The 18,192-nt window shown below is 60.8% G+C and carries 17 protein-coding genes; 13 read left to right on the forward strand and 4 right to left on the reverse strand.

The genetic code is table 11. The features are described 5' to 3' along the window. Positions 1-160 precede the first annotated feature (160 nt). The 3 genes from istA to ACTHUY_RS02250 all read left to right on the forward strand — a co-directional run bounded on the left by istA (position 161) and on the right by ACTHUY_RS02250 (position 3,644). The gene (istA, locus tag ACTHUY_RS02240; protein WP_441677496.1) at positions 161-1,633 is read left to right on the forward strand and encodes an IS21 family transposase; all 1,473 of its coding nucleotides are present in this window, start codon (positions 161-163) and stop codon (positions 1,631-1,633) included. Continuing rightward, the gene (istB, locus tag ACTHUY_RS02245; protein WP_441677498.1) at positions 1,630-2,361 is read left to right on the forward strand and encodes an IS21-like element helper ATPase IstB; all 732 of its coding nucleotides are present in this window, start codon (positions 1,630-1,632) and stop codon (positions 2,359-2,361) included. Before istA ends, istB begins: the two co-directional genes overlap by 4 nt. Before the next feature lie 80 nt (positions 2,362-2,441). After that, positions 2,442-3,644, forward strand: coding sequence for a hypothetical protein (locus tag ACTHUY_RS02250; RefSeq protein ID WP_441677500.1), 1,203 nt, complete (start codon positions 2,442-2,444; stop codon positions 3,642-3,644). Positions 3,645-3,713: 69 nt separating this feature from the next. On the opposite strand, the gene ACTHUY_RS02255 is transcribed toward ACTHUY_RS02250, so the two are convergent. Together ACTHUY_RS02255 and ACTHUY_RS02260 are read right to left on the reverse strand one after the other, a co-directional pair. Beyond that, entirely contained in the window at positions 3,714-4,244 is a 531-nt protein-coding gene (locus tag ACTHUY_RS02255) for a hypothetical protein (protein ID WP_441655041.1), read from the reverse strand. A 151-nt stretch (positions 4,245-4,395) separates the two neighbouring features. Continuing rightward, complete coding sequence (locus ACTHUY_RS02260) at positions 4,396-5,166, reverse strand: ROK family protein (RefSeq protein ID WP_441655040.1); 771 nt, start codon at positions 5,164-5,166, stop codon at positions 4,396-4,398. A 58-nt stretch (positions 5,167-5,224) separates the two neighbouring features. On the opposite strand from ACTHUY_RS02260, the gene truA reads away from it, so the two are divergent. From truA to ACTHUY_RS02295, 7 genes are all read left to right on the forward strand, one after another. After that, entirely contained in the window at positions 5,225-6,139 is a 915-nt protein-coding gene (gene truA / locus ACTHUY_RS02265; RefSeq protein WP_441655039.1) for a tRNA pseudouridine(38-40) synthase TruA, read from the forward strand. A gap of 156 nt (positions 6,140-6,295) precedes the next feature. Then, the gene (gene rplM / locus ACTHUY_RS02270) at positions 6,296-6,739 is read left to right on the forward strand and encodes a 50S ribosomal protein L13 (RefSeq protein WP_126702917.1); all 444 of its coding nucleotides are present in this window, start codon (positions 6,296-6,298) and stop codon (positions 6,737-6,739) included. Positions 6,740-6,775: 36 nt separating this feature from the next. Then, positions 6,776-7,264, forward strand: a complete 489-nt coding sequence (rpsI, locus tag ACTHUY_RS02275) for a 30S ribosomal protein S9 (RefSeq protein ID WP_126702918.1) — start codon at positions 6,776-6,778, stop codon at positions 7,262-7,264. A 409-nt stretch (positions 7,265-7,673) separates the two neighbouring features. Continuing rightward, a complete protein-coding gene (gene glmM, locus ACTHUY_RS02280; protein ID WP_441655038.1) occupies positions 7,674-9,020 on the forward strand; it encodes a phosphoglucosamine mutase in 1,347 nt (448 codons plus the stop codon). Positions 9,021-9,026: 6 nt separating this feature from the next. Then, on the forward strand, positions 9,027-9,728 hold the full coding sequence (locus ACTHUY_RS02285; protein WP_441655037.1) for a DedA family protein: 702 nt from the start codon (positions 9,027-9,029) through the stop codon (positions 9,726-9,728). A 55-nt stretch (positions 9,729-9,783) separates the two neighbouring features. Continuing rightward, positions 9,784-10,125, forward strand: coding sequence for a hypothetical protein (locus tag ACTHUY_RS02290; protein WP_441655036.1), 342 nt, complete (start codon positions 9,784-9,786; stop codon positions 10,123-10,125). A 376-nt stretch (positions 10,126-10,501) separates the two neighbouring features. Further along, on the forward strand, positions 10,502-11,263 hold the full coding sequence (locus ACTHUY_RS02295) for a nucleotidyltransferase domain-containing protein (RefSeq protein ID WP_441676031.1): 762 nt from the start codon (positions 10,502-10,504) through the stop codon (positions 11,261-11,263). A 91-nt stretch (positions 11,264-11,354) separates the two neighbouring features. Here the strand turns inward: ACTHUY_RS02295 and ACTHUY_RS02300 are convergent, their stop codons facing one another. Both ACTHUY_RS02300 and coaA read right to left on the reverse strand, forming a co-directional pair. After that, complete coding sequence (locus tag ACTHUY_RS02300; RefSeq protein WP_441677502.1) at positions 11,355-12,431, reverse strand: alpha/beta hydrolase fold domain-containing protein; 1,077 nt, start codon at positions 12,429-12,431, stop codon at positions 11,355-11,357. Positions 12,432-12,702: 271 nt separating this feature from the next. After that, complete coding sequence (gene coaA / locus ACTHUY_RS02305; protein ID WP_441655642.1) at positions 12,703-13,656, reverse strand: type I pantothenate kinase; 954 nt, start codon at positions 13,654-13,656, stop codon at positions 12,703-12,705. Between the two features lie 50 nt (positions 13,657-13,706). Here coaA and glmS point away from each other — a divergent pair, with 50 nt between their 5' ends. The 3 genes from glmS to alr are packed head-to-tail and all read left to right on the forward strand — an operon-like array spanning position 13,707 to position 18,172. After that, a complete protein-coding gene (glmS, locus tag ACTHUY_RS02310; RefSeq protein ID WP_441677504.1) occupies positions 13,707-15,557 on the forward strand; it encodes a glutamine--fructose-6-phosphate transaminase (isomerizing) in 1,851 nt (616 codons plus the stop codon). Between the two features lie 4 nt (positions 15,558-15,561). Then, the gene (locus ACTHUY_RS02315) at positions 15,562-17,055 is read left to right on the forward strand and encodes an NAD(P)H-hydrate epimerase (RefSeq protein ID WP_441677506.1); all 1,494 of its coding nucleotides are present in this window, start codon (positions 15,562-15,564) and stop codon (positions 17,053-17,055) included. Beyond that, positions 17,048-18,172, forward strand: a complete 1,125-nt coding sequence (alr, locus tag ACTHUY_RS02320) for an alanine racemase (RefSeq protein WP_441677508.1) — start codon at positions 17,048-17,050, stop codon at positions 18,170-18,172. Before ACTHUY_RS02315 ends, alr begins: the two co-directional genes overlap by 8 nt. Positions 18,173-18,192: the final 20 nt, after the last annotated feature.

Below are 18,192 nucleotides of genomic sequence, written 5' to 3' on the forward strand. Positions count from 1 at the left end.
CCTTCATTTTGGTTTGGAAGTTCAACATTCACCCAGTGGCGGGTGTCTTGCCCTGTGCTCGAGAAGGACATGGGCCCGCCACCGGCAGATAGGTTCCTTGTGGTGCTACCCCGTAGAAAGCGTGAGCACCAGAAGGGCTGGAAAGCAGATGACGGTACCCATGTCGTTACAAGAAACTATCAGAAGTCTTGACTCCAACGGAGTCTCTGGACGAGAAATCGCCCGACAGCTCGGCCTGAGCCGAGCCACAGTCACGAAATACATCAGCCAAACCGATTTCTCACCCGTCCCACCATTACCGGCACCGCGCCCGGGAGCCTCAGTACTCAATGGGCTAACTCACGTTATTGAACAGTGGCTAGTCGAGGATCAGGGGCAACCGGTCAAGCAGCGCCACACCGCGAAGCGGGTCATGGACCGTCTCATAGACGAACACGGCTACACCGGCGCATACTCCTCGGTCCAACGATTTGTGAAGGCCTGGAAAGCATCGAACCGTGAACCTGGCGCAGGCTTCACCGAGCTGGCGTGGCAGGCCGGGGTTGTACAAGTTGATTTCGGTCAAGCCGAAGCGATCATCGCCGGGATCGGGCAGGTGCTGCACATGCTGGTGATCACCTTCCCGTTTTCCAACATGAGATACGTGCAAGCCTTTCGCGGTGAAACCGCCGAATGTGTCTGCCACGGACTGCGCACCGTCTTCGAACACGTGGGCAGAGTACCCAGGCTGATGATCTTTGATAATGCCACCGGGATCGGGCGCAGGGTCGGCACCACGGTTGTGGAATCGAAACTGTTTAGTGCGTTCAAAGTCCACTACCGTTCCCAGTCCAGGTACTGCAACCCCTATTCCGGACACGAGAAAGGCAGCGTGGAAAACGCTGTCGGCTTCCTACGCCGTAACCTCATGGTCCCCCTACCTGAGGCCGGCTCTCTAGCCGAGCTCAACGCGCAGCTCCTGACCCGCTGCGACAGTCTCGCTACGGCTGTGCATTACCGCAAAGGACTGCCACTCGGTGAGCTCTTCGTCCAAGATGTAGCCGCGTCACTGGAGTTGCCCGGGGTCGGCTTTGACCCGGTCCGCTACGAATCCCGTAAAGCTGACAAGACCGGCAATCTCCACATTGATGGCAACACCTACGCCGCAGGACCCTCTTTCTACGGACGGACCCTCACCGTGGGGATACGTCATGACGTGATCGAGATCCTCGACGAGCACACCGCCCCAGTCCGAGTCTTTCCCCGCGCCTTCGGCAGCCAACCAGAGACGATCTTCGACCCCGCCAGCCTTGTCCCTTTGCTGGTTGCTAAGCCTGGCGCCTGGTCCCAATCCCTGCTGCGGCCCCTGGTCTCTGATCCGGTACGGGACTGGCTTGACCAAGCCGGGGCCACCGATCGGCGCCGCCTGTTCACCGCCGTGGACGCAGCAAGTGGGCCGACGACCTTCGAGACAGCGATCCGTGCTGCCACCATGCTGATCACCCGCGGTGATAGTCCCGATATTGCCATGGTCGGCATGCTCGCACGCAGGCTCGCTGATAACACTGAACCAGCAGCTGTGAACGTGGACCTCACCATCTACGACACCCTCACCACCAGCACTGCTGACGACAGTGTGGAGGTGGTGGCATGAGTCAGATCAGTGTCCAAGACGTCATAGACGCCGGCAGGCGCACCTCCCTCACGGGGAGTGTCCTTGAGGAGTGGGCTGTCAAAGGCACACCCAAGCAGCGTGAGTATCTGCATGAGATCCTGGTTGCTGAACATGAATCACGGCTGGAGTCTCGGCGCCGGCGACTCTTGAAAGCCGCACGCCTACCGGCCTTGAAATCTTTGTCGGGGTTTGATTACAACGCGGTCCGGTTTCCCACTGACTACGGCAGAGAACCTCTGGAGTCGCTTGAGTTCATCACTCACGCTCAGGACCTGGTCCTGTACGGAGATGTTGGGACAGGGAAAACACATATGGCAAGCGCTCTTGTCGCCGCTGCCTGTAACCGCGGTATCCCTGCCCGGTTCTTCACCACCTCAGCCCTGGTCATGGCTCTACGGCGAGCTAAAGAAGAGGACCGGCTTGATAAGGAACTCGCCTCGATCGCGAAGAACGAGTTGATCGTCATTGACGAGCTCGGCTACCTCCCCATCGACACTGAAGGGGCCCGGCTGTTGTTCCAGGTCATCACCGATGGGTATGAGAGACGTAGCCTGGTCATCACCACCAACCTGGAGTTCTCCAGGTGGGGCACCGTTTTCGGGGATGACAATATGGCTGCCGCGGTCATTGATCGCCTCGTCCATCACGGCCGCCTCCTCCAATTCCGAGGAGAGTCCTACCGAGTGAAAAATGCGCTCATGAAATAACAAGAAAGACGCGGCGCTCAAACGGCCTAGAACACAGCTGAAGTGGCCTACTTCTTAGCGCTCTTTCGGCACACATCAACTTGACGAAACACACGGGGGAGAGGGACGACCTCATTAGGTACAACGGTGCGTTCAACAACGCCACTGGCCACCTCTACAACCTCATCAACCCGTCATATAAGTCATTCGGTTTCGCTCGCGTAGGCAACGTGACGGTGGGCTGGATGTCCACCTCGCGGTCATCCGATACGAGGGGAACCCAGCTTGACGGTAACTACACGTTTGAAACGGCCGTGAGCTCCTCCAACATGTCGAACGTGGATGGTGACCTTGACGTTGACTCCTCGCTGACCGCCGGCGAAACCGGAACCGCCGAGGTGACGGGAACAGCTCGTTCGATGTACTGGCTTCCCGCGATTCCCGTCGAGGTTGAAGCCGACTACTCGTCGTCGAACTCGAATGTCCTGAAGATCAACGATGATGGCTCCTACACGGCCGTTGGTAACGGCAGCGCGACCGTCACGGCGACGACCGCGACGGGGCAGGACTACACCGCGCGGGTCACGGTGACTGGCAATCTGGTCCAGGAGCCTGCCAAGAAGAACTCCTTCTACCTGACCGACAGCTGGTCCAGCCTGGCAATCAACAATTCGTTCGTTTACGGACGCGCTGGCGACGAGGTTTACGTCGGTGACTGGAATGGCGATGGTCGTGACACTCTCGGTGTGCGCCGTGGTAAGACGTTCTTCCTCAACGATTCGCTTCGTGGTGGCATTGCCGACCACGAGTTCATGTACGGCCGCGAAGGCGACGAGGTGCTCGTCGGCGACTGGGATGGCGATGGTCGTGACACTCTCGGTGTGCGCCGTGGTAAGACGTTCTTCCTCAACGATTCGCTTCGCGGTGGCAATGCTGACCACGAGTTCATGTACGGCCGTCAAGCAGATGAGGTCCTCATCGGTGACTGGAACGGCAACGGCGAAGATACGATCAGCGTCCGTCGGGATGCAACCTATTTCATCAACGATGTCCTCATCGGCGGCAATGCCAACAGGTTCTTTGACTACGGCTACGCCTCCGACGAAGCACTCGTTGGCGACTGGGACGGCGATGGCTACGACACCGTCTCGCTCCGCCGCGGCACCAGCATCCTTCTCAACAACTCCCGTTCGGACGCGGTGACCTCCAGGTCCGTTTCGTTCGGACTAGCGTCCGACAGGGTCTTTGTTGGTGACTGGAACGGTGACGGCATCGACACGCCGGGACTGAACCGACTGGACTAGGTGTACTTCTTTGGGACGTTGTGAACGGGGATGAGTTTGGGAATTTCAACCCGCAGCGGTTCTGACGATTTAGAACGCGACTTCGTCGAGGGCTGCGAGTGCCTCGTCGGGGATCTCCTCTGCCTGGTAGTCGACCGTGATGGTGAGCAGGTTTTCCCCATCGTGGACGTGCCATCTCTGGGTCATCCGCAGGGTTGTCTCGTTGCGGTACTGCACTCCGTAACCGGTCTTTGCACCGAACTCGCGGGTGCCTACATCGGTCACCCTGGAGACCGTGGGATCTACCTCGAAAGACGAGATGTTCCGCGCTGAGTTCTCCTCGGGCTCGCGCATGGTTTCTCGGGTTTGAACGATAGAGCGTCCGCCAGCTCCCTCGCCGTCTCGCTTCTCCATTTCTACCGTGGTGTTAAGCGCACCGGTGGAACCGTATTGCGGAAGCTTCCAACCCTGTCGCTCGAGTGACTCAGCCGCCACGATCGCAGGATCGCGCGACTCGTCCGTGATCGTCGTGTCTGAGTCGGGTGAATCGCCGTCTTTCGAGCATGCAGAGGCACTCACGAGGAGAAGTGCAATAGTCAGAGCTCCCAGTGTTCTTCGCATAAGCCCAGCCTATCGAGGGAACTCCTATCGTCAGGACGGAACAGCAGGATCGTAACCGACGGTTTCCCAAGTTCTCAGCAACCTTCGGACAGAGCCGAATGCTCGGATGGTGCCGAAGGCTCGGTTAAGGGAGCCTTCGGCACGGGCCTTGTCAGCGCCCCGACAGGCTCCATGCCCGAACACCGGAGGACATGCCTGCCGCGTTGGAGACGAAGTTGGCTTCCGGGAGTTTCGCGCGGACCGTGGGGACGATGCGGGAGGAGTTACCGCCGCCAATGTAGAGGGTGTCCCAGCGGAACACGGGGAACAGAAGCTCGACGGCGCGCAGGACGCGACGCGACCAGGCGGAATCGCCCAGCCTGCGGCGCTCGTGTTCGCCCAGCACATCATCGAAGGTGAGGCCCCAGCGCATCGGGGCGTGAGACATCTCGAGGTGCGGGGCAAGGATCCCGTTATCAACCAGGGCGGTTCCCAGGCCCGTGCCGAGGGTCATGAAGAACTCCAGCCCCTGTCCTGTAACAATGCCGGAGGCTGCGACCTCCGCATCGTTGAGGACAAGGGAGGGGATGCCGAACTTCTCTGTCAGTGCCCCCTGCATGTCGAACTCTTTCCACATGTCGATCAGTTCGGGAACGGTCTTCGTGCGGGGGCCGGACCGGCAAATGTAGTGCGGGGTGTGGATGACGACGCCGTGCCGGATCATGCCGGGCATACCCATCGTGATCCGGTCAGCCTGAGGAAGCTTCTTCGCCATGCCCTCGACCAGGGAGATCAGTTTCTTGGGAGGCAGGGGATAGGGAACGGGCTCCCGGAGTGCGGGAGCGATCTGAAAGGAACCGGCGTCGAGAACGGTGGCTTTGATGCCGCCTCCGCCGCAGTCCACTCCGAGCGTGAGCGGGCCCTCGTGAGAATTGCTTTCCATGGATATGACGCTAGCACCCCGTCACATCGTTCAGCCCGTCGTGTGCGAAACTGGAGCTATGATGCGCATCCGACTCGACCTTTCATACGACGGGACACGATTCCACGGGTGGGCCCTTCAGCCCGGGTTGCGAACCGTCGAAGGGGTTCTCGCAGCGGCGCTGAAGACCGTTCTCCGTCACGACGTGAAGCTCACCGTCGCGGGACGGACCGACGCCGGTGTGCACGCCGCCCGGCAAACGGCCCACTTCGATGTCGACGAAGCTGCGTGGAATGCCCTGCCGGGAAGATCCGACCGGCACCCGTCCCAGGCGTTGCTGACAAGGCTTGGGGGAGTGCTCGCCCGGGAGAGCGGCGCTAAGTCCATCAACGGCTCCGGAGCCATCGGCGACATTGTTATTGCCGGAGCGGCCGAGGTGAGTACTGACTTTGATGCGAGGTTCTCCGCCGTCGGCCGCGCCTACCGCTATCGGATTGATGATCGGGTTGTTCCCGGGGTTTTCACATCACACATCGCGACCCGGACCGCCCAGCTCGATGATGGGGTGATGGCGGAGGCAGCACTGCGGCTTCTTGGCGAACACGACTTTCTGTCGTTCTGCAAGCCGCGGGAGGGCGCAACCACGATTCGGACGCTGAGAAAGATCGAGGTGCATCGGCCCGCTATTGGCCCGGATGCTGGGCTGTTAGTTGTGGACCTGGAAGCGGACGCGTTCTGTCACTCCATGGTGCGTTCCATCGTCGGCGCCCTGATCGAAGTGGGCCGAGGAAAGAAGGAATCCACGTGGCCGGCGGAGCGGCTAGCCGAGCAATCCCGCGATCGCGGCGTCATCATTGCGCCCGCCCGCGGGCTCATGTTGGAACGAGTGGATTATCCGGCCGATGATATGCTTGCTGAGCAGGCAAATAAGGCGAGAAGAGTGCGTGAGAACCCACTCACATCGACTGCCCAAGCAATTGACCCTGTTGTCTAGGGCGATTACAGTTATGAAAGTTGTGTTATCCATCTGCGCGTTCCCACTCGCCGGATGTTGAAAACAACAACGAGATTTATTCATTGACCCAGGTGAAGTCCGATCGATTAGCCATGCGATCTACCTCTTCGCCGTATAGAAACGAAGGCATAGCCCGTGCGTACGTACACACCTAAGCCCGGCGACGTTGAATCCAAGTGGTATGTCATTGACGCCACCGACGTTGTGCTCGGCCGTCTGGCAGCTCAGGTTGCCACCCTGCTCCGTGGGAAGCACAAGCCGAACTTTGCTCCCAATGCTGATCTTGGTGACCACGTCATCATTATTAACGCCGAGAAGGTCCGCCTGACCGGCAACAAGCTTCAGCAGAAGTTCGCTTACCATCACTCGGGTTACCCGGGTGGCCTGCGCGCCATGTCTTACGAGGAGCTTCTCACGAAGTTCCCCGAGCGTGCAGTTGAGAAGGCTGTCAAGGGAATGCTCCCGCACAACCGTCTCGCAGCCCAGCAGATCAAGAAGCTCAAGGTCTACGCAGGTGCAGAGCACCCGCACCAGGCCCAGAACCCCGAGGTTTTTGAGCTCACCCAGGTGGCTCAGTAGAGCCCGGTACGGACCAGGAACTTTTAAAGGAGAACTGTGGCAGAAAACACCGCAGCAGACGTTGAGCTCGAGGACGCCCCGAGCTCGTACACAGTGAGCAGCGATGCTCCCGAGACCGGCCAGGGACAGTCCCTGACCGCCCCCGGCCAGGCACTTGGCCGCCGCAAGGAGGCCGTTGCACGCGTCCGTCTCGTCCCGGGAACGGGCGAGTGGAAGATCAACGGTCGCACCCTTGAGGATTACTTCCCGAACAAGCTTCACCAGCAGCTGGTTAGCTCGCCGTTCGCGCTCCTCGACATCGAGGGCCGCTTCGACGTGATCGCCCGCATCGACGGTGGCGGCTCCTCGGGCCAGGCCGGCGCAATGCGTCACGGCATCGCCCGCGCGCTCAACAACATTGACCGCGACCACAACCGCCCCGCCCTCAAGAAGGCTGGCTTCCTCACCCGCGATGCTCGCGCGGTCGAGCGTAAGAAGGCAGGCCTCAAGAAGGCACGTAAGGCTTCGCAGTTCTCGAAGCGTTAAGCCTCACGAACTGTTACTCACCCCCGCAATTGCGGGGGTGAGTTGTTTATTTGCGAAATCGTTCCCTCGGCGCAAAGCCCAGTTGGACCGCGGGCCCGATCGAAGCACGCATTCACGAATGAATGGCTGACGATCCTTGGCCGGTTTACTGAAGGAAGAATTGCTATTCGGTTTGCTTGAGACAGTATTGTTGATGGATTTGCCCAAGCGCTTACGACCTTGGGGAGGCCGATCCTCTCGCGCCTCAGCGGTCTCGTACCTCGCGTGCGGTGTGATCGGTGGTGGCGAACTAGCCGATCAAAGGATGCAACAGCGCGCACTTGTAGCAAATGATCTGAAACAGTCACGGGCTAAGCCGGATCGGTACGGTACATTAGGGACAGTCACATTACCGCTCGAAGGGAATATCGTGGGTCGACTATTTGGGACAGACGGCGTACGCGGACTTGCGAACAGGTTTGTTACCGCGGATCTTGCTCTCAAGCTCGGTGAAACAGCAGCAAGGGTCCTCGTGAAGGAACGGGACTCGGACGCTCGGCCGACCGCGATCATTGGGCGCGACACCCGCCAGTCGGGCGCCATGCTCGCCCAGGCCGTTGCTGCGGGGCTCGCCTCGGCCGGTGTAGATGTCACGCATGTCGACGTCGTTTCCACCCCGGCAATCGCCTATCTGACAGCGAACCTCGACTACGATCTCGGGGTCATGATTTCCGCTTCGCATAACGCGATGCCGGACAACGGAATTAAGTTCTTTGCCCACAGCGGGTACAAGCTCGCGGATGCCACCGAGGAACTCATCGAATCGATGCTCGATGAGGAATGGGAGCGTCCCGTCGGCGAAGGCGTCGGCAGGATCAGTGGTGACTACGAAGTCGCTACCCGCGAATACCTCGATCACCTGTCGACCGCGATCACCGCGGACCTGTCCGGGCTCCGGATCGCGGTTGACTGCGCTAACGGTGCGGCCAGCGAACTCGGCCCGGAGGCTCTCCGCAGGGCCGGAGCCGACGTTGTCGTTATCAACGCCTCTCCCGACGGTAAGAACATCAACGACGCCTGCGGGTCCACCCACCCGGAACAGCTCCAGGCCCTCGTTGTCGCCTCCGAGGCAGACTTCGGTGTGGCATTTGATGGTGATGCTGACAGGTGCCTCGCCGTGGACCACACGGGCGAAATGGTCGATGGGGATCAGATCCTCGGCGTTCTTGCCACCGGCATGAAAGACGACGGCAAGCTCGTTGACGACACCCTCGTCATTACCGTTATGTCGAACCTTGGCCTGCTACTTGCCATGGAGGAGCGGGGTATCAAGACCGTCTCCACGAAGGTTGGCGACCGCTACGTTCTCGAAGCAATGAAGGAATCCGGCTACGCCCTGGGCGGTGAACAGTCCGGCCACGTTATCGCAGCCGAGTATGCAACGACCGGTGACGGTGTCCTGACGGCACTTCTGCTTGCCGAACAGGTCGCGAAGAACGGCAAGACTCTCCGCGACCTTGCCTCCTTCATTCACCGCCTTCCCCAGGCCCTCGTGAACGTCCCCGGTGTCGACAAGACCCGGACGAACAGCGACGAGGTGCTCCTCGCAGCCGTCGCGAAGGCGGAAGAGGGCCTGGGCCGGACCGGCCGGGTGCTCCTGCGCCCCTCGGGCACAGAGCCGCTGGTACGCGTCATGGTGGAAGCTGCAACGCAGGAAGAAGCCGACCGCATCGCGCAGGACCTTGCCGGAGTTGTCGCCGAGCGCCTCGCTCTCTAACCGCACGTGGACTATTTCTACGCGATCCAGGACTGGGTGATCGCAGCCGGCGGATCCCCCTGGGCTCTCGTAGCTGTACTCGTTCTCTGCATCCTTGACGGGTTCTTCCCGCCCCTCCCATCCGAGTCGATCGTTATCGCACTCGCGGCACTCACGGTCACGTCCGACGGACCGAATGTCGTGCTCCTGTGGGCGGTCGCGTCGATCGGTGCGTTCCTCGGTGACCAGGTGGCGTATTCGATCGGGGCGAGGATACCTGTCAAAAAAATTCCGTTCCTCAACCGGGGGACAGGTGCCCGCGCTTACGCCAAGGCCGGGAGCTTTCTCCTCACTCACGGGCCGGTGTTTATTATGGCGGCGCGGTTCGTTCCGATCGGGCGAATCGCGGTCAACATGGGGGCCGGGGCAACCGGCTACCGGCGCTCCACGTTCTCTATCGTGGACTCGATTTCGGCAATGCTCTGGGCCGCTTACTCGGTGGCGGTAGGCGTTGGGGCGGCTCACGTTCTGGAGGGTCACCCACTACTGTCCATGGCCCTGGGGATCGTCAGTGGAGTGATCCTCGGATACCTCATTTCGCACCTCATTACGGTCTTGCAGAAGAAGTTCTTCCCGGCCCGATATGTCGAGGCTGAAAGGGCCGCACAGGAGTGGGCACATGACCACATTGAAGGTGGGGCGGACTCCCCGGGGACCAGTCACCTGTAACGGCGGTTTCCTGCGGTTTTCAGATGTTCTATCTTCGTCTCAGGAGGTAAACATCATGACCGCAATCCAGAACCGCCCCGCCCACTTCACCACCCCGAACTACGCCCCGGCAGCCCGCTTCCAGGCACCGAACAGGTACGCACCCGTCGGTCGTAGGAACCAGCCGGTCGGATATGGTGCACCCGTTCAGCACCGCCCCCAAGTCCAGAACCGTCCGCAGGCACAGCCGCAGCGTCAGGCCTTCGTGCCGAACAGGGTGACCCCGCTTCAGGCGGCCTACGCCAACCACCTCGACCGCCCGCAGCTGAGAACCTCAATTCCCATGCCGGTCGTGGTTCTCCTCGCTTCGGTGATCACCGTGATCGCCATCGCCATTGCCTGGAGCGCAGCAGCCTAGTATCGACCATCCGGTGCATTACCACCGTTGCCCTATTGCCGCTTCGCAACACTTGGTCGTTCACCTTGAACACGCGGTCAAGGTAGACCACCCCCTAACTTTCCCGGGGCAGAAGGAATCTCCTTCTGCCCCGAAGTTCTGTCCAGTTCGCAAAGCTATGTCGGACTCGTAAAACTATGTGGGGCGCACAATGCACTGTCCTAACTGTGCGCTCCCATGTGCCTTCGGTACTCCTCGGATGCTTGGGCGATGCTCGTTTGATTCAACGAACTTTCAAACCGTTGCTCCTCACCCTCAACACATCTGCCTCGTTCTTCGGCTGCGACAGGTAAGGAATTAGGGCATAGCCAGGGTGTCATGGAAGTACCCTGGGCCCATGGAAGATTACCTGGAGCACCCAAGTGTTGCCGCGATCTATCTCGGTGGCTCGGCTGCCGAGGGACGAAGCGACAAGAATTCCGACACCGACATCTATGTCCTCACCACCGGGCCGGTTGAACTCGAGTGGCGTAACGACTTCGTTGCCCGTCGGAACCCCTCCAGGGCCAGCATTGCTCCCGGGCACTTTGGTGATGGCGATGCTTGGGCGGACTCGACCGGAACCTATGACGTCATGTTCTGGAACCTGAACGATACGCTCAACAACTTGCGCCGTGTTGTTGTCGATCATCAAGCCGCGAACGGTTACACGACGGCTTTTTGGCACACGATAAGAACATGGCACGAAGTGGGGCGGAAGGACGATCATTCGGGGCTGGTTGATGAGCTGGCGCGCCTCGCTGCCATGCCCTATCCCGGTGAGCTTGCCGACGCGATCGTCAATCGCAACCGGGTGCTTCTGCGTGGCACCATGTTCAGCCTTGAAGAACAGCTGGTCCTCGCAAGCAATCGGAACGATACCGTTTCGATCAATCATCGAACGGCTGCGATCGTTGCCTCGTGGTTCGACATTGTGTTTGCCGTCAACCCGCAAACACACCCGGGGGAGAAGCGCTTACTTGACCGCATGACCGATCTTGAAAGCCTGCCAGATCATGCTCGCACTGAGCTCGAGTCCTTTCTAGAAGCAGGCCCCAATGAGGCTCCTGCTACCTGCCACACCCTGATTGACAGCCTCGAGAATTGGCTGGATGCCTGACAGGAGGGGACGGGCCCGGTACTGGGCAGGCCGGGCCCGTAAGAGGGCAGGACCTGTCAACAGGGTAACGGGCAGTGCTGGAGCTTGAGCTTCAGAGCGACTGAATGAACCGGACCTGCTCGACGATTGCCGCTTCCATGATGTTCTCTTTGCCGTGGACGGTGAAGACATGCCCGGCAGGATACTCGGTGAGAGTGTGGGGTTTGCGGGCCTTGGCGAGGCGGCTGGCAAGGGCCCTCCCCTGGTCGGCAATGGGATCCTCCGCGCCAACTTGAATAAGAGTGCGGGGAAGCTTCGTGACGAGAGACAGGTCGAAGGCGGGGCTGGCTAGCGGATCCATCCGATCTTCGTCGGGGACGTAGCTTTCCGCGGCGAAGTCGAACAGCCTCTCGAAGAGGTCGTCTTTCTTTTCCCGCCATTCCAGCATTTTCCCCTTGACTCCGTCTTCGGCCGCTGGCTCAAAGCCGGACATTTGAGCGGATGGTGGGGCTTCGGTGGATTGGGCGGATGCTGTGGACCCTGCGGCGGATGGTGAGCTCCCGGTGGATGAGTCTGGCTGACCAGCGTTCTTGCCGCGGGACATCGGTGGAACCGAGCCAGCGCCCGCGCCGGGGGTGGGTAGTGAAACGTCGGTGACAGGTGTGGTGGCGATCAGCCCGGACAGGCGAATTCTCCCTTCGGAAGCCAGCTGAGCGGTGTTGATAGCAAGTTTTGCTCCGGTGCCACCACCGCCGACGGTTATGCGGTCCGGGTTCCACCCCATGCTGCCTGCCGAAAGCGCCCACTTCAGGGCATCGAAACACTGGTGCTCGGCCACTGGGAAGGAAACTTGAGGGGCCGCATGAAAGTGCGGGGCGAGGATAATGGCTCCGGTTTCTGAAGCCAGGAAGCGGCTGACGTGTTCGTCTTCCCGGATGGCTCTGCCAATGAGGCCGCCGCCGTGTAGCTGAATATGAAGGGGCGGGGTCGAGCGGGAGTGTAGTGCCGCGATCGCGTCGGGCGAACGATAGATGAGGCCGCTCATCTCGCCGTAGCGGGTGGGGATCGTTACCTGGCGTTCCTCGACGGGACGCGAGGGTAACGGAAATGATGAAGCACCTGTCATCCTGCTTCTTGTTTGAAGGACCCATGCGAGGATCCACCGGTCGGGCCGAAACGAACTACTCACACCTTCTCCTTCCTACCTAGATCGTAAACCCTGTGCCTGTAACGATCCTGGGCAACGCCGTCGGGCGTGTACAAGTCCAGAGTCTATTTCCGGGTACCCAAGGTCAGATTGGGTTGGCCAACGCTAGACCGTGGCGGTGGGCAATGCGATGCTGTGGGATACACATGGGCGTGAAGAGCCTGGGCGGTGTGAAGATGTCCGGTAAGAAAGATCCCGGCCGGTATGAAGATGTCGTGTGGGTTGGCCTGGCTGAGGCTTGGGGCCGGCCCCGCTAGCTCTTACGGAGGTAGACGGATTCCATCCGGTGGTCGGCGCCCTTGCGGAGGATCACGGTGGCGCGTGACTTTGTGGGCTCGATGTTGTCGATGAGGTTCGGCGCGTTCACGCTTCTCCAAATGCCGCCCGCGATCCCGCGGGCCTGATCTTCCGACAGGTCTGCGTAGCGCGTGAAGTATGACTTCGGGTTCGCGAAGGCGGTCTGCTGGAGCTTGATGAACCGCTTGATATACCAGTCTTCGATAGCTTTCACGTCCGCATCGACGTAGATCGACAGATCGAAATAGTCCGATACTGCTGTGAGCTGGCCGGAGGAGCCAAGCTTCGGTGGCTGGAGCACGTTGAGGCCCTCGACGATAAGGATGTCGCAGTCTTCGACGCGTTGCGTGTGGCCAGGCACGATGTCGTAGGTGACGTGATCATAGTTCGGGACGTCAATCGGTAGGTGACCGGCCTTAACGGCTCTCATAAAGCCCATGAAGGAACGGCGGTCGTACGACTCTGGGAAGCCCTTTCGGTGCATGATGCCTTCCTCTTCCAAAACCTCGTTTGGGAAAAGGAAACCGTCAGTTGTGACAAGTTCGACCCGGGGTGTCGATGACCAGCGTTGCAGGAGCCGCTGGAGGAGCCTGGCAACGGAAGACTTACCGACCGCCACGGAACCGGCTATTGCGATGACGAATGGCGTGTGGGTTTCGGAGATTTTGAGGAACTCGGTGGTGCGAATGTGCCGGCGCAAGGCCGAGGCCACATGAAGCTGGATAAGGGCGGAAAGCGGCCGATAAACGGCATCCACTTCTGCAAGGTCGATCGGGTCACCGAGGGATGACAAACTTGACACTTCCTCGGGAGATAGCGGAAGTGGTGTGCTTGTCGCCAAGGATTCCCAATGTTCACGAGTAAGATGAAGGAAAGGATCCAGCGAGTTGGCGGCCGTGGTTGAGGTCATGACCTATAGTTTGTCATCCCGAACGATAATCATCAGCGAGGAGCTCGAAAATGTGTGGAATTGTCGGATACGTAGGCGGTGAAACCTCTACCAGGGCCGTCGATGTTGTCCTTGAAGGGCTGTCAAGGCTCGAATATCGCGGGTACGACTCGGCCGGAGTCGCCGTGGGGCCCGGAATGATCACCCAAGCAAAGAAAGCTGGAAAGCTCCAGAACCTCCTGGATGACCTGGAGGCAAATCCCCTCCCAGCGTCCCGCAACTCAATCGGACACACCCGGTGGGCAACCCACGGTGGCCCAACCGACGAGAATGCCCACCCCCACCTGTCCTTCGACGGCGCTGTCACCGTCGTCCACAACGGCATCATCGAGAACTTCTTTGACCTTGCTCGACAGCTCGAAGAACAAGGAATTACCCGGGTGACGCAGACCGATACCGAGGTTGTTGCCCACCACTTGGCGCTCCGCCTCAAAGAAACCGGGGACCTCACCGAAGCGCTCCGCGAAACCGTGGGCGAGCTGGAAGGCTCATTTACGATCGTTGCGCTCGCGGGAAGCGAACCGGACCGCGTTGTCGCGGCGCGCCGCAACTCCCCGCTTGTTGTCGGCCTCGGTGATGGGGAGAACTTCGTCGGCTCCGACGTCGCCGCGTTCGTTGGTCAAACGAAACGTGCGATTGAAATGGGCCAGGACGAGATCGTCACGATTACGGCCACTACCGTCGAGATCCAGACCTTCGAGGCTGAGACGGTTGAACGAGAAGAGTTCACGGTTGACTGGAACGCCGACGCTGCGGTTAAGGGTGGCTTTGACACATTCATGGAGAAAGAAATCCATGATCAGCCCACCGCCGTTCGGGACACTTTGCTTGGCCGCATGAGCGAAACCGGTTCCCTCATGCTCGATGAGCTTCGTATCGAAGAATCGATCCTCAAGCGGATCGACAAGATCATTGTCGTTGCCTGCGGCACGGCTGCCTATGCCGGGCACGTGGCCAAGTACGCGATCGAGCACTGGTGCCGGATCCCTGTCGAGGTCGAACTTGCCCACGAGTTCCGTTACCGCGACCCCGTTGTTTCTGAGAAGACCCTTGTCGTTGCCATCACCCAGTCGGGTGAAACGATGGATACGCTCATGGCGGTGCGACACGCCCGCGACCAGGGTGCCAAGGTTCTTGCGATCGTCAACGCGCACGGCTCGACCATTGCCCGTGAATCGGATGCTGTTCTCTACACGCATGCTGGTCCGGAAGTTGCCGTGGCTTCGACGAAGGCATTCGTCGCGCAGATCACCGCAACCTACCTGCTCGGCCTCTACCTCGCACAGCTACGCGGCAACAAGTACTCCGACGAGGTCCTCACCTACCTCGAGGAGCTCATGGCCATGCCCGACAAGATCGCCGATGTGATCGCGCGCGAGGACGAAGTGAAGGAACTGGCTCGCAGCATGAAGGACGTGACGTCCGTCCTGTTCCTTGGTAGGCACGTCGGATATCCCGTCGCACTGGAAGGCGCTCTCAAGCTTAAGGAGCTCGCCTACATTCATGCCGAAGGCTTCGCGGCCGGCGAGCTGAAGCACGGCCCGATCGCCCTTGTCGAAGAGGGACAGCCGGTCTTCTTCATCGTCCCAACCCCGCGCAGGCCCCTCCTGCACGCCAAAGTCCTCTCGAATGTCCAGGAAGTGAAGGCACGCGGTGCCCGCGTCCTCTGCATCGCAGAAGAGGGCGATGATGCCGTTGCGGAGTTCGCTGATCACGTCCTGCGCATCCCCGAGACCCCCACTCTTCTTCACCCCCTTGTGTCCGTCGTTCCCCTTCAGATCTTCGCGTGTGCGCTCGCGGGGGAGAAGGGACTGGACGTGGACAAGCCAAGGAACCTCGCCAAGTCAGTTACCGTGGAGTAAGTAAATGCTGAGAGCCTATCGATCATCGGAAGTCCGCGAGGCGGAGAAGCCCCTCCTTGAACAGGGAGTGCCCCTCATGGAGCGGGCCTCGTTCGCCGTGGCAACGGCGGCCGTGCGGGAGCTCCGCTCCCGCGGCCATCTCGTCACGGGATCCCAGGTCCTTGTCCTCGCCGGAGGAGGCAACAACGGAGCAGATGCGCTGTACGCCGGTGCGTACCTTGCGGCACGGGGTGCCTCCGTTGAGATTGTCCGTGCCTCCGACTCCGTTCACGCCGAAGCCTTGGCAACCGCCAAGGAAAGCGGCTGCGCACTAGTGGACAGCGGCAAGGACGGAATCCTTAAGGCAGCCCGCCGTGCCGGCCTCTGGATCGATGGGCTCGCAGGCATCGGAGTACGCCCGCCGCTCACCGAACCCCTCTCATCGCTCGTCACACTGCTCGAAGAGGAACGCATCGCGGCACCCGATGAACCAATCGTGATTGCCGTCGACTGCCCCACCGGTATTGGTGTTGACGATGGTGCGCTTGTCGGCCCGGTGCTGACCGCAACCGTCACGGTCACCATGGGAGCCCCAAAGCCAGGGCTGATTGCACCCCCGGCCTCCCGGGTGTGCGGACGCGTTGAGGTTGCCGATATTGGGCTCTGGTTCACCGGGGAGCCCGCTGTCGCGACGCTCTCGGGATCCGATGTGGCAGATCTTCTTCGTGTGCCGGGACCAACCGACCACAAGTACACCCGCGGTGTCGTCCTGCTCGGAACCGGATCGGACTCCTTCCCGGGTGCCGCCGTGCTGACCGTTGGGGGAGCGCTCGGTGCCGGCCCCGGCATGGTCCGCCTCGACTCCCCGGAAGTGGCCGGGCTTGTGCTCCGCAGGTACCCGGAGGTCGTGACCGGCCTTGGTCGAGCCCAGGCCGTTGTCCTCGGCTCCGGGGTCCCCGCCACGGAAACGGAACGCCTCCAGGCACCGCTCGACCGGGCACTCGAAGAAAAATATCCCGTTGTTCTTGACGCTGGGGCACTCGAGCTCGTGAAGACGGAATACACGGATCTGCCCTCCACCGTTGTCCTCACCCCGCACGCCGGTGAGCTTGCCGAGCTACTCTCGGCCCGCGGTGAGGGCATCACCCGCCAGGATGTCGAAGCGGCACCCATCAGGGCGGTGCGCCTGGCTGCCACCATCACAGGCGCAACAATCGTTCTGAAGGGAGCTTCCGACGTCATTGCTGGCCCTGACGGCCCCGTCTATAGCCAGCCGGCACGTTCCCACTGGCGAGCAGTTGCCGGAGCAGGTGACGTGTACGCGGGTCTGCTGGGTGCCCTCCTCGCTTCCGCAGGCGAGGACCTTGCCCGGAGCGGGCGCGGCTACGGCAAGCCCGCACTGATTGCTGCGGCGGCCTCTTGGATCCACGCCGAAGCGGCTCATTCTGATGGACCGATCCGTGCCATGGATATTGTCGACGGTATCCCCGCAGCTATTGCCGCCGCCCTCCATGACTGACTTCATTGGCAGGGCCGACGTTGACCTCGGTGCCCTGCGTGCCAACTATCGGCTCCTGCGAAACAAAACAGACGCGAAGATTGCCGCGATCGTCAAAGCCAACGGCTACGGACACGGCCTCCACGAGGTCGGTGCTGCGCTCGCGGATGAGGGGGTGGACTACCTGGGTGTGGCCCAATTATCCGAAGCCCTCGAGCTGAGAAGAACAGTTCCGGATACTCCGATCCTCACCTGGATCTACGGCACAGGTGCAAGCCTGGCGGCCGCGATTCTTTCGAACCTCGATATCTCCATCGGCGCCCGGTGGGCATTGGAGGAAGCAGTCGAGGCAGCAAAGGCCACCGGCGTTCCCGCACGCTTCCACATCGAAATAGATACCGGGATGTCCCGGGGTGGTTTCAGCAAGGCTGACCTCGAGCAAACGGCCGAGGACATTCTCCGTGCGGAGGCCGCGGGCCTAGTGGAGATCATCGGGCTCTGGTCGCACCTGGCGCGAGCCGATGAACCAGATTCCTCGGAGACCTCCCGTCAGCTCAACCGCTTCAACGAGGCATCCAGTCTGCTTGAGAATGTCGGGGTGAAGCCTGTTCTTCGTCACCTTGCCAATACGGCGGGGACCCTCTGGCACCCGGATACTCACTTGGATATGGTGCGCCCCGGTATTGGCCTGTACGGGCTGAGCCCCGATCCTGCCGTTGCCACGGCAGAGGAACTTGGCCTGCTTCCCGTCATGACACTCACCTCCAAGGTGAATGCCGTCCGTGAGGTTCCGGCGGACACCGGGGTGTCCTACGGGCACACGGAAGTGACCGAGGAAGCTATGAGGCTCGGCACTGTTCCCCTCGGCTACGCCGATGGGATTCCCCGCTCCGCATCGGGCCGCGGTCCCGTGCGAGTCGGAGGCATACGCACTCGCGTTGTTGGCAGGGTTTGCATGGATCAGGTGGTCATCGCCCTGCCAGAAGGTGTTGAGGCCGGGGCGGAGGTCGTGTTCTACGGTCATGGCGGTCCAACTGCCGACGAATGGGCTAGCGCGGCTGGCACGATCGGATACGAGATTACGACAAGACTTGGCCGTCATGTTCCCCGCACATATCGGGGTAAAGTAGGGCACTGACACAGGACACCGGCAGGAGG

This window comes from Flaviflexus sp., from assembly GCF_052087705.1.
In the GTDB taxonomy this organism is placed as follows: domain Bacteria; phylum Actinomycetota; class Actinomycetes; order Actinomycetales; family Actinomycetaceae; genus Flaviflexus; species Flaviflexus ciconiae.

Coding starts and splice junctions, on each gene's coding strand:
- alr (WP_441677508.1), top strand. CDS start 17,048: ATGACTGACTTCATTGGCAGGGCCGACGTTGACCTCGGTGCCCTGCGT.
- istB (WP_441677498.1), top strand. CDS start 1,630: ATGAGTCAGATCAGTGTCCAAGACGTCATAGACGCCGGCAGGCGCACC.
- truA (WP_441655039.1), top strand. CDS start 5,225: ATGATGCGCATCCGACTCGACCTTTCATACGACGGGACACGATTCCAC.
- ACTHUY_RS02315 (WP_441677506.1), top strand. CDS start 15,562: ATGCTGAGAGCCTATCGATCATCGGAAGTCCGCGAGGCGGAGAAGCCC.
- ACTHUY_RS02260 (WP_441655040.1), bottom strand. CDS start 5,166: ATGGAAAGCAATTCTCACGAGGGCCCGCTCACGCTCGGAGTGGACTGC.
- glmS (WP_441677504.1), top strand. CDS start 13,707: ATGTGTGGAATTGTCGGATACGTAGGCGGTGAAACCTCTACCAGGGCC.
- ACTHUY_RS02255 (WP_441655041.1), bottom strand. CDS start 4,244: ATGCGAAGAACACTGGGAGCTCTGACTATTGCACTTCTCCTCGTGAGT.
- ACTHUY_RS02290 (WP_441655036.1), top strand. CDS start 9,784: ATGACCGCAATCCAGAACCGCCCCGCCCACTTCACCACCCCGAACTAC.
- coaA (WP_441655642.1), bottom strand. CDS start 13,656: ATGACCTCAACCACGGCCGCCAACTCGCTGGATCCTTTCCTTCATCTT.
- istA (WP_441677496.1), top strand. CDS start 161: ATGTCGTTACAAGAAACTATCAGAAGTCTTGACTCCAACGGAGTCTCT.
- ACTHUY_RS02295 (WP_441676031.1), top strand. CDS start 10,502: ATGGAAGATTACCTGGAGCACCCAAGTGTTGCCGCGATCTATCTCGGT.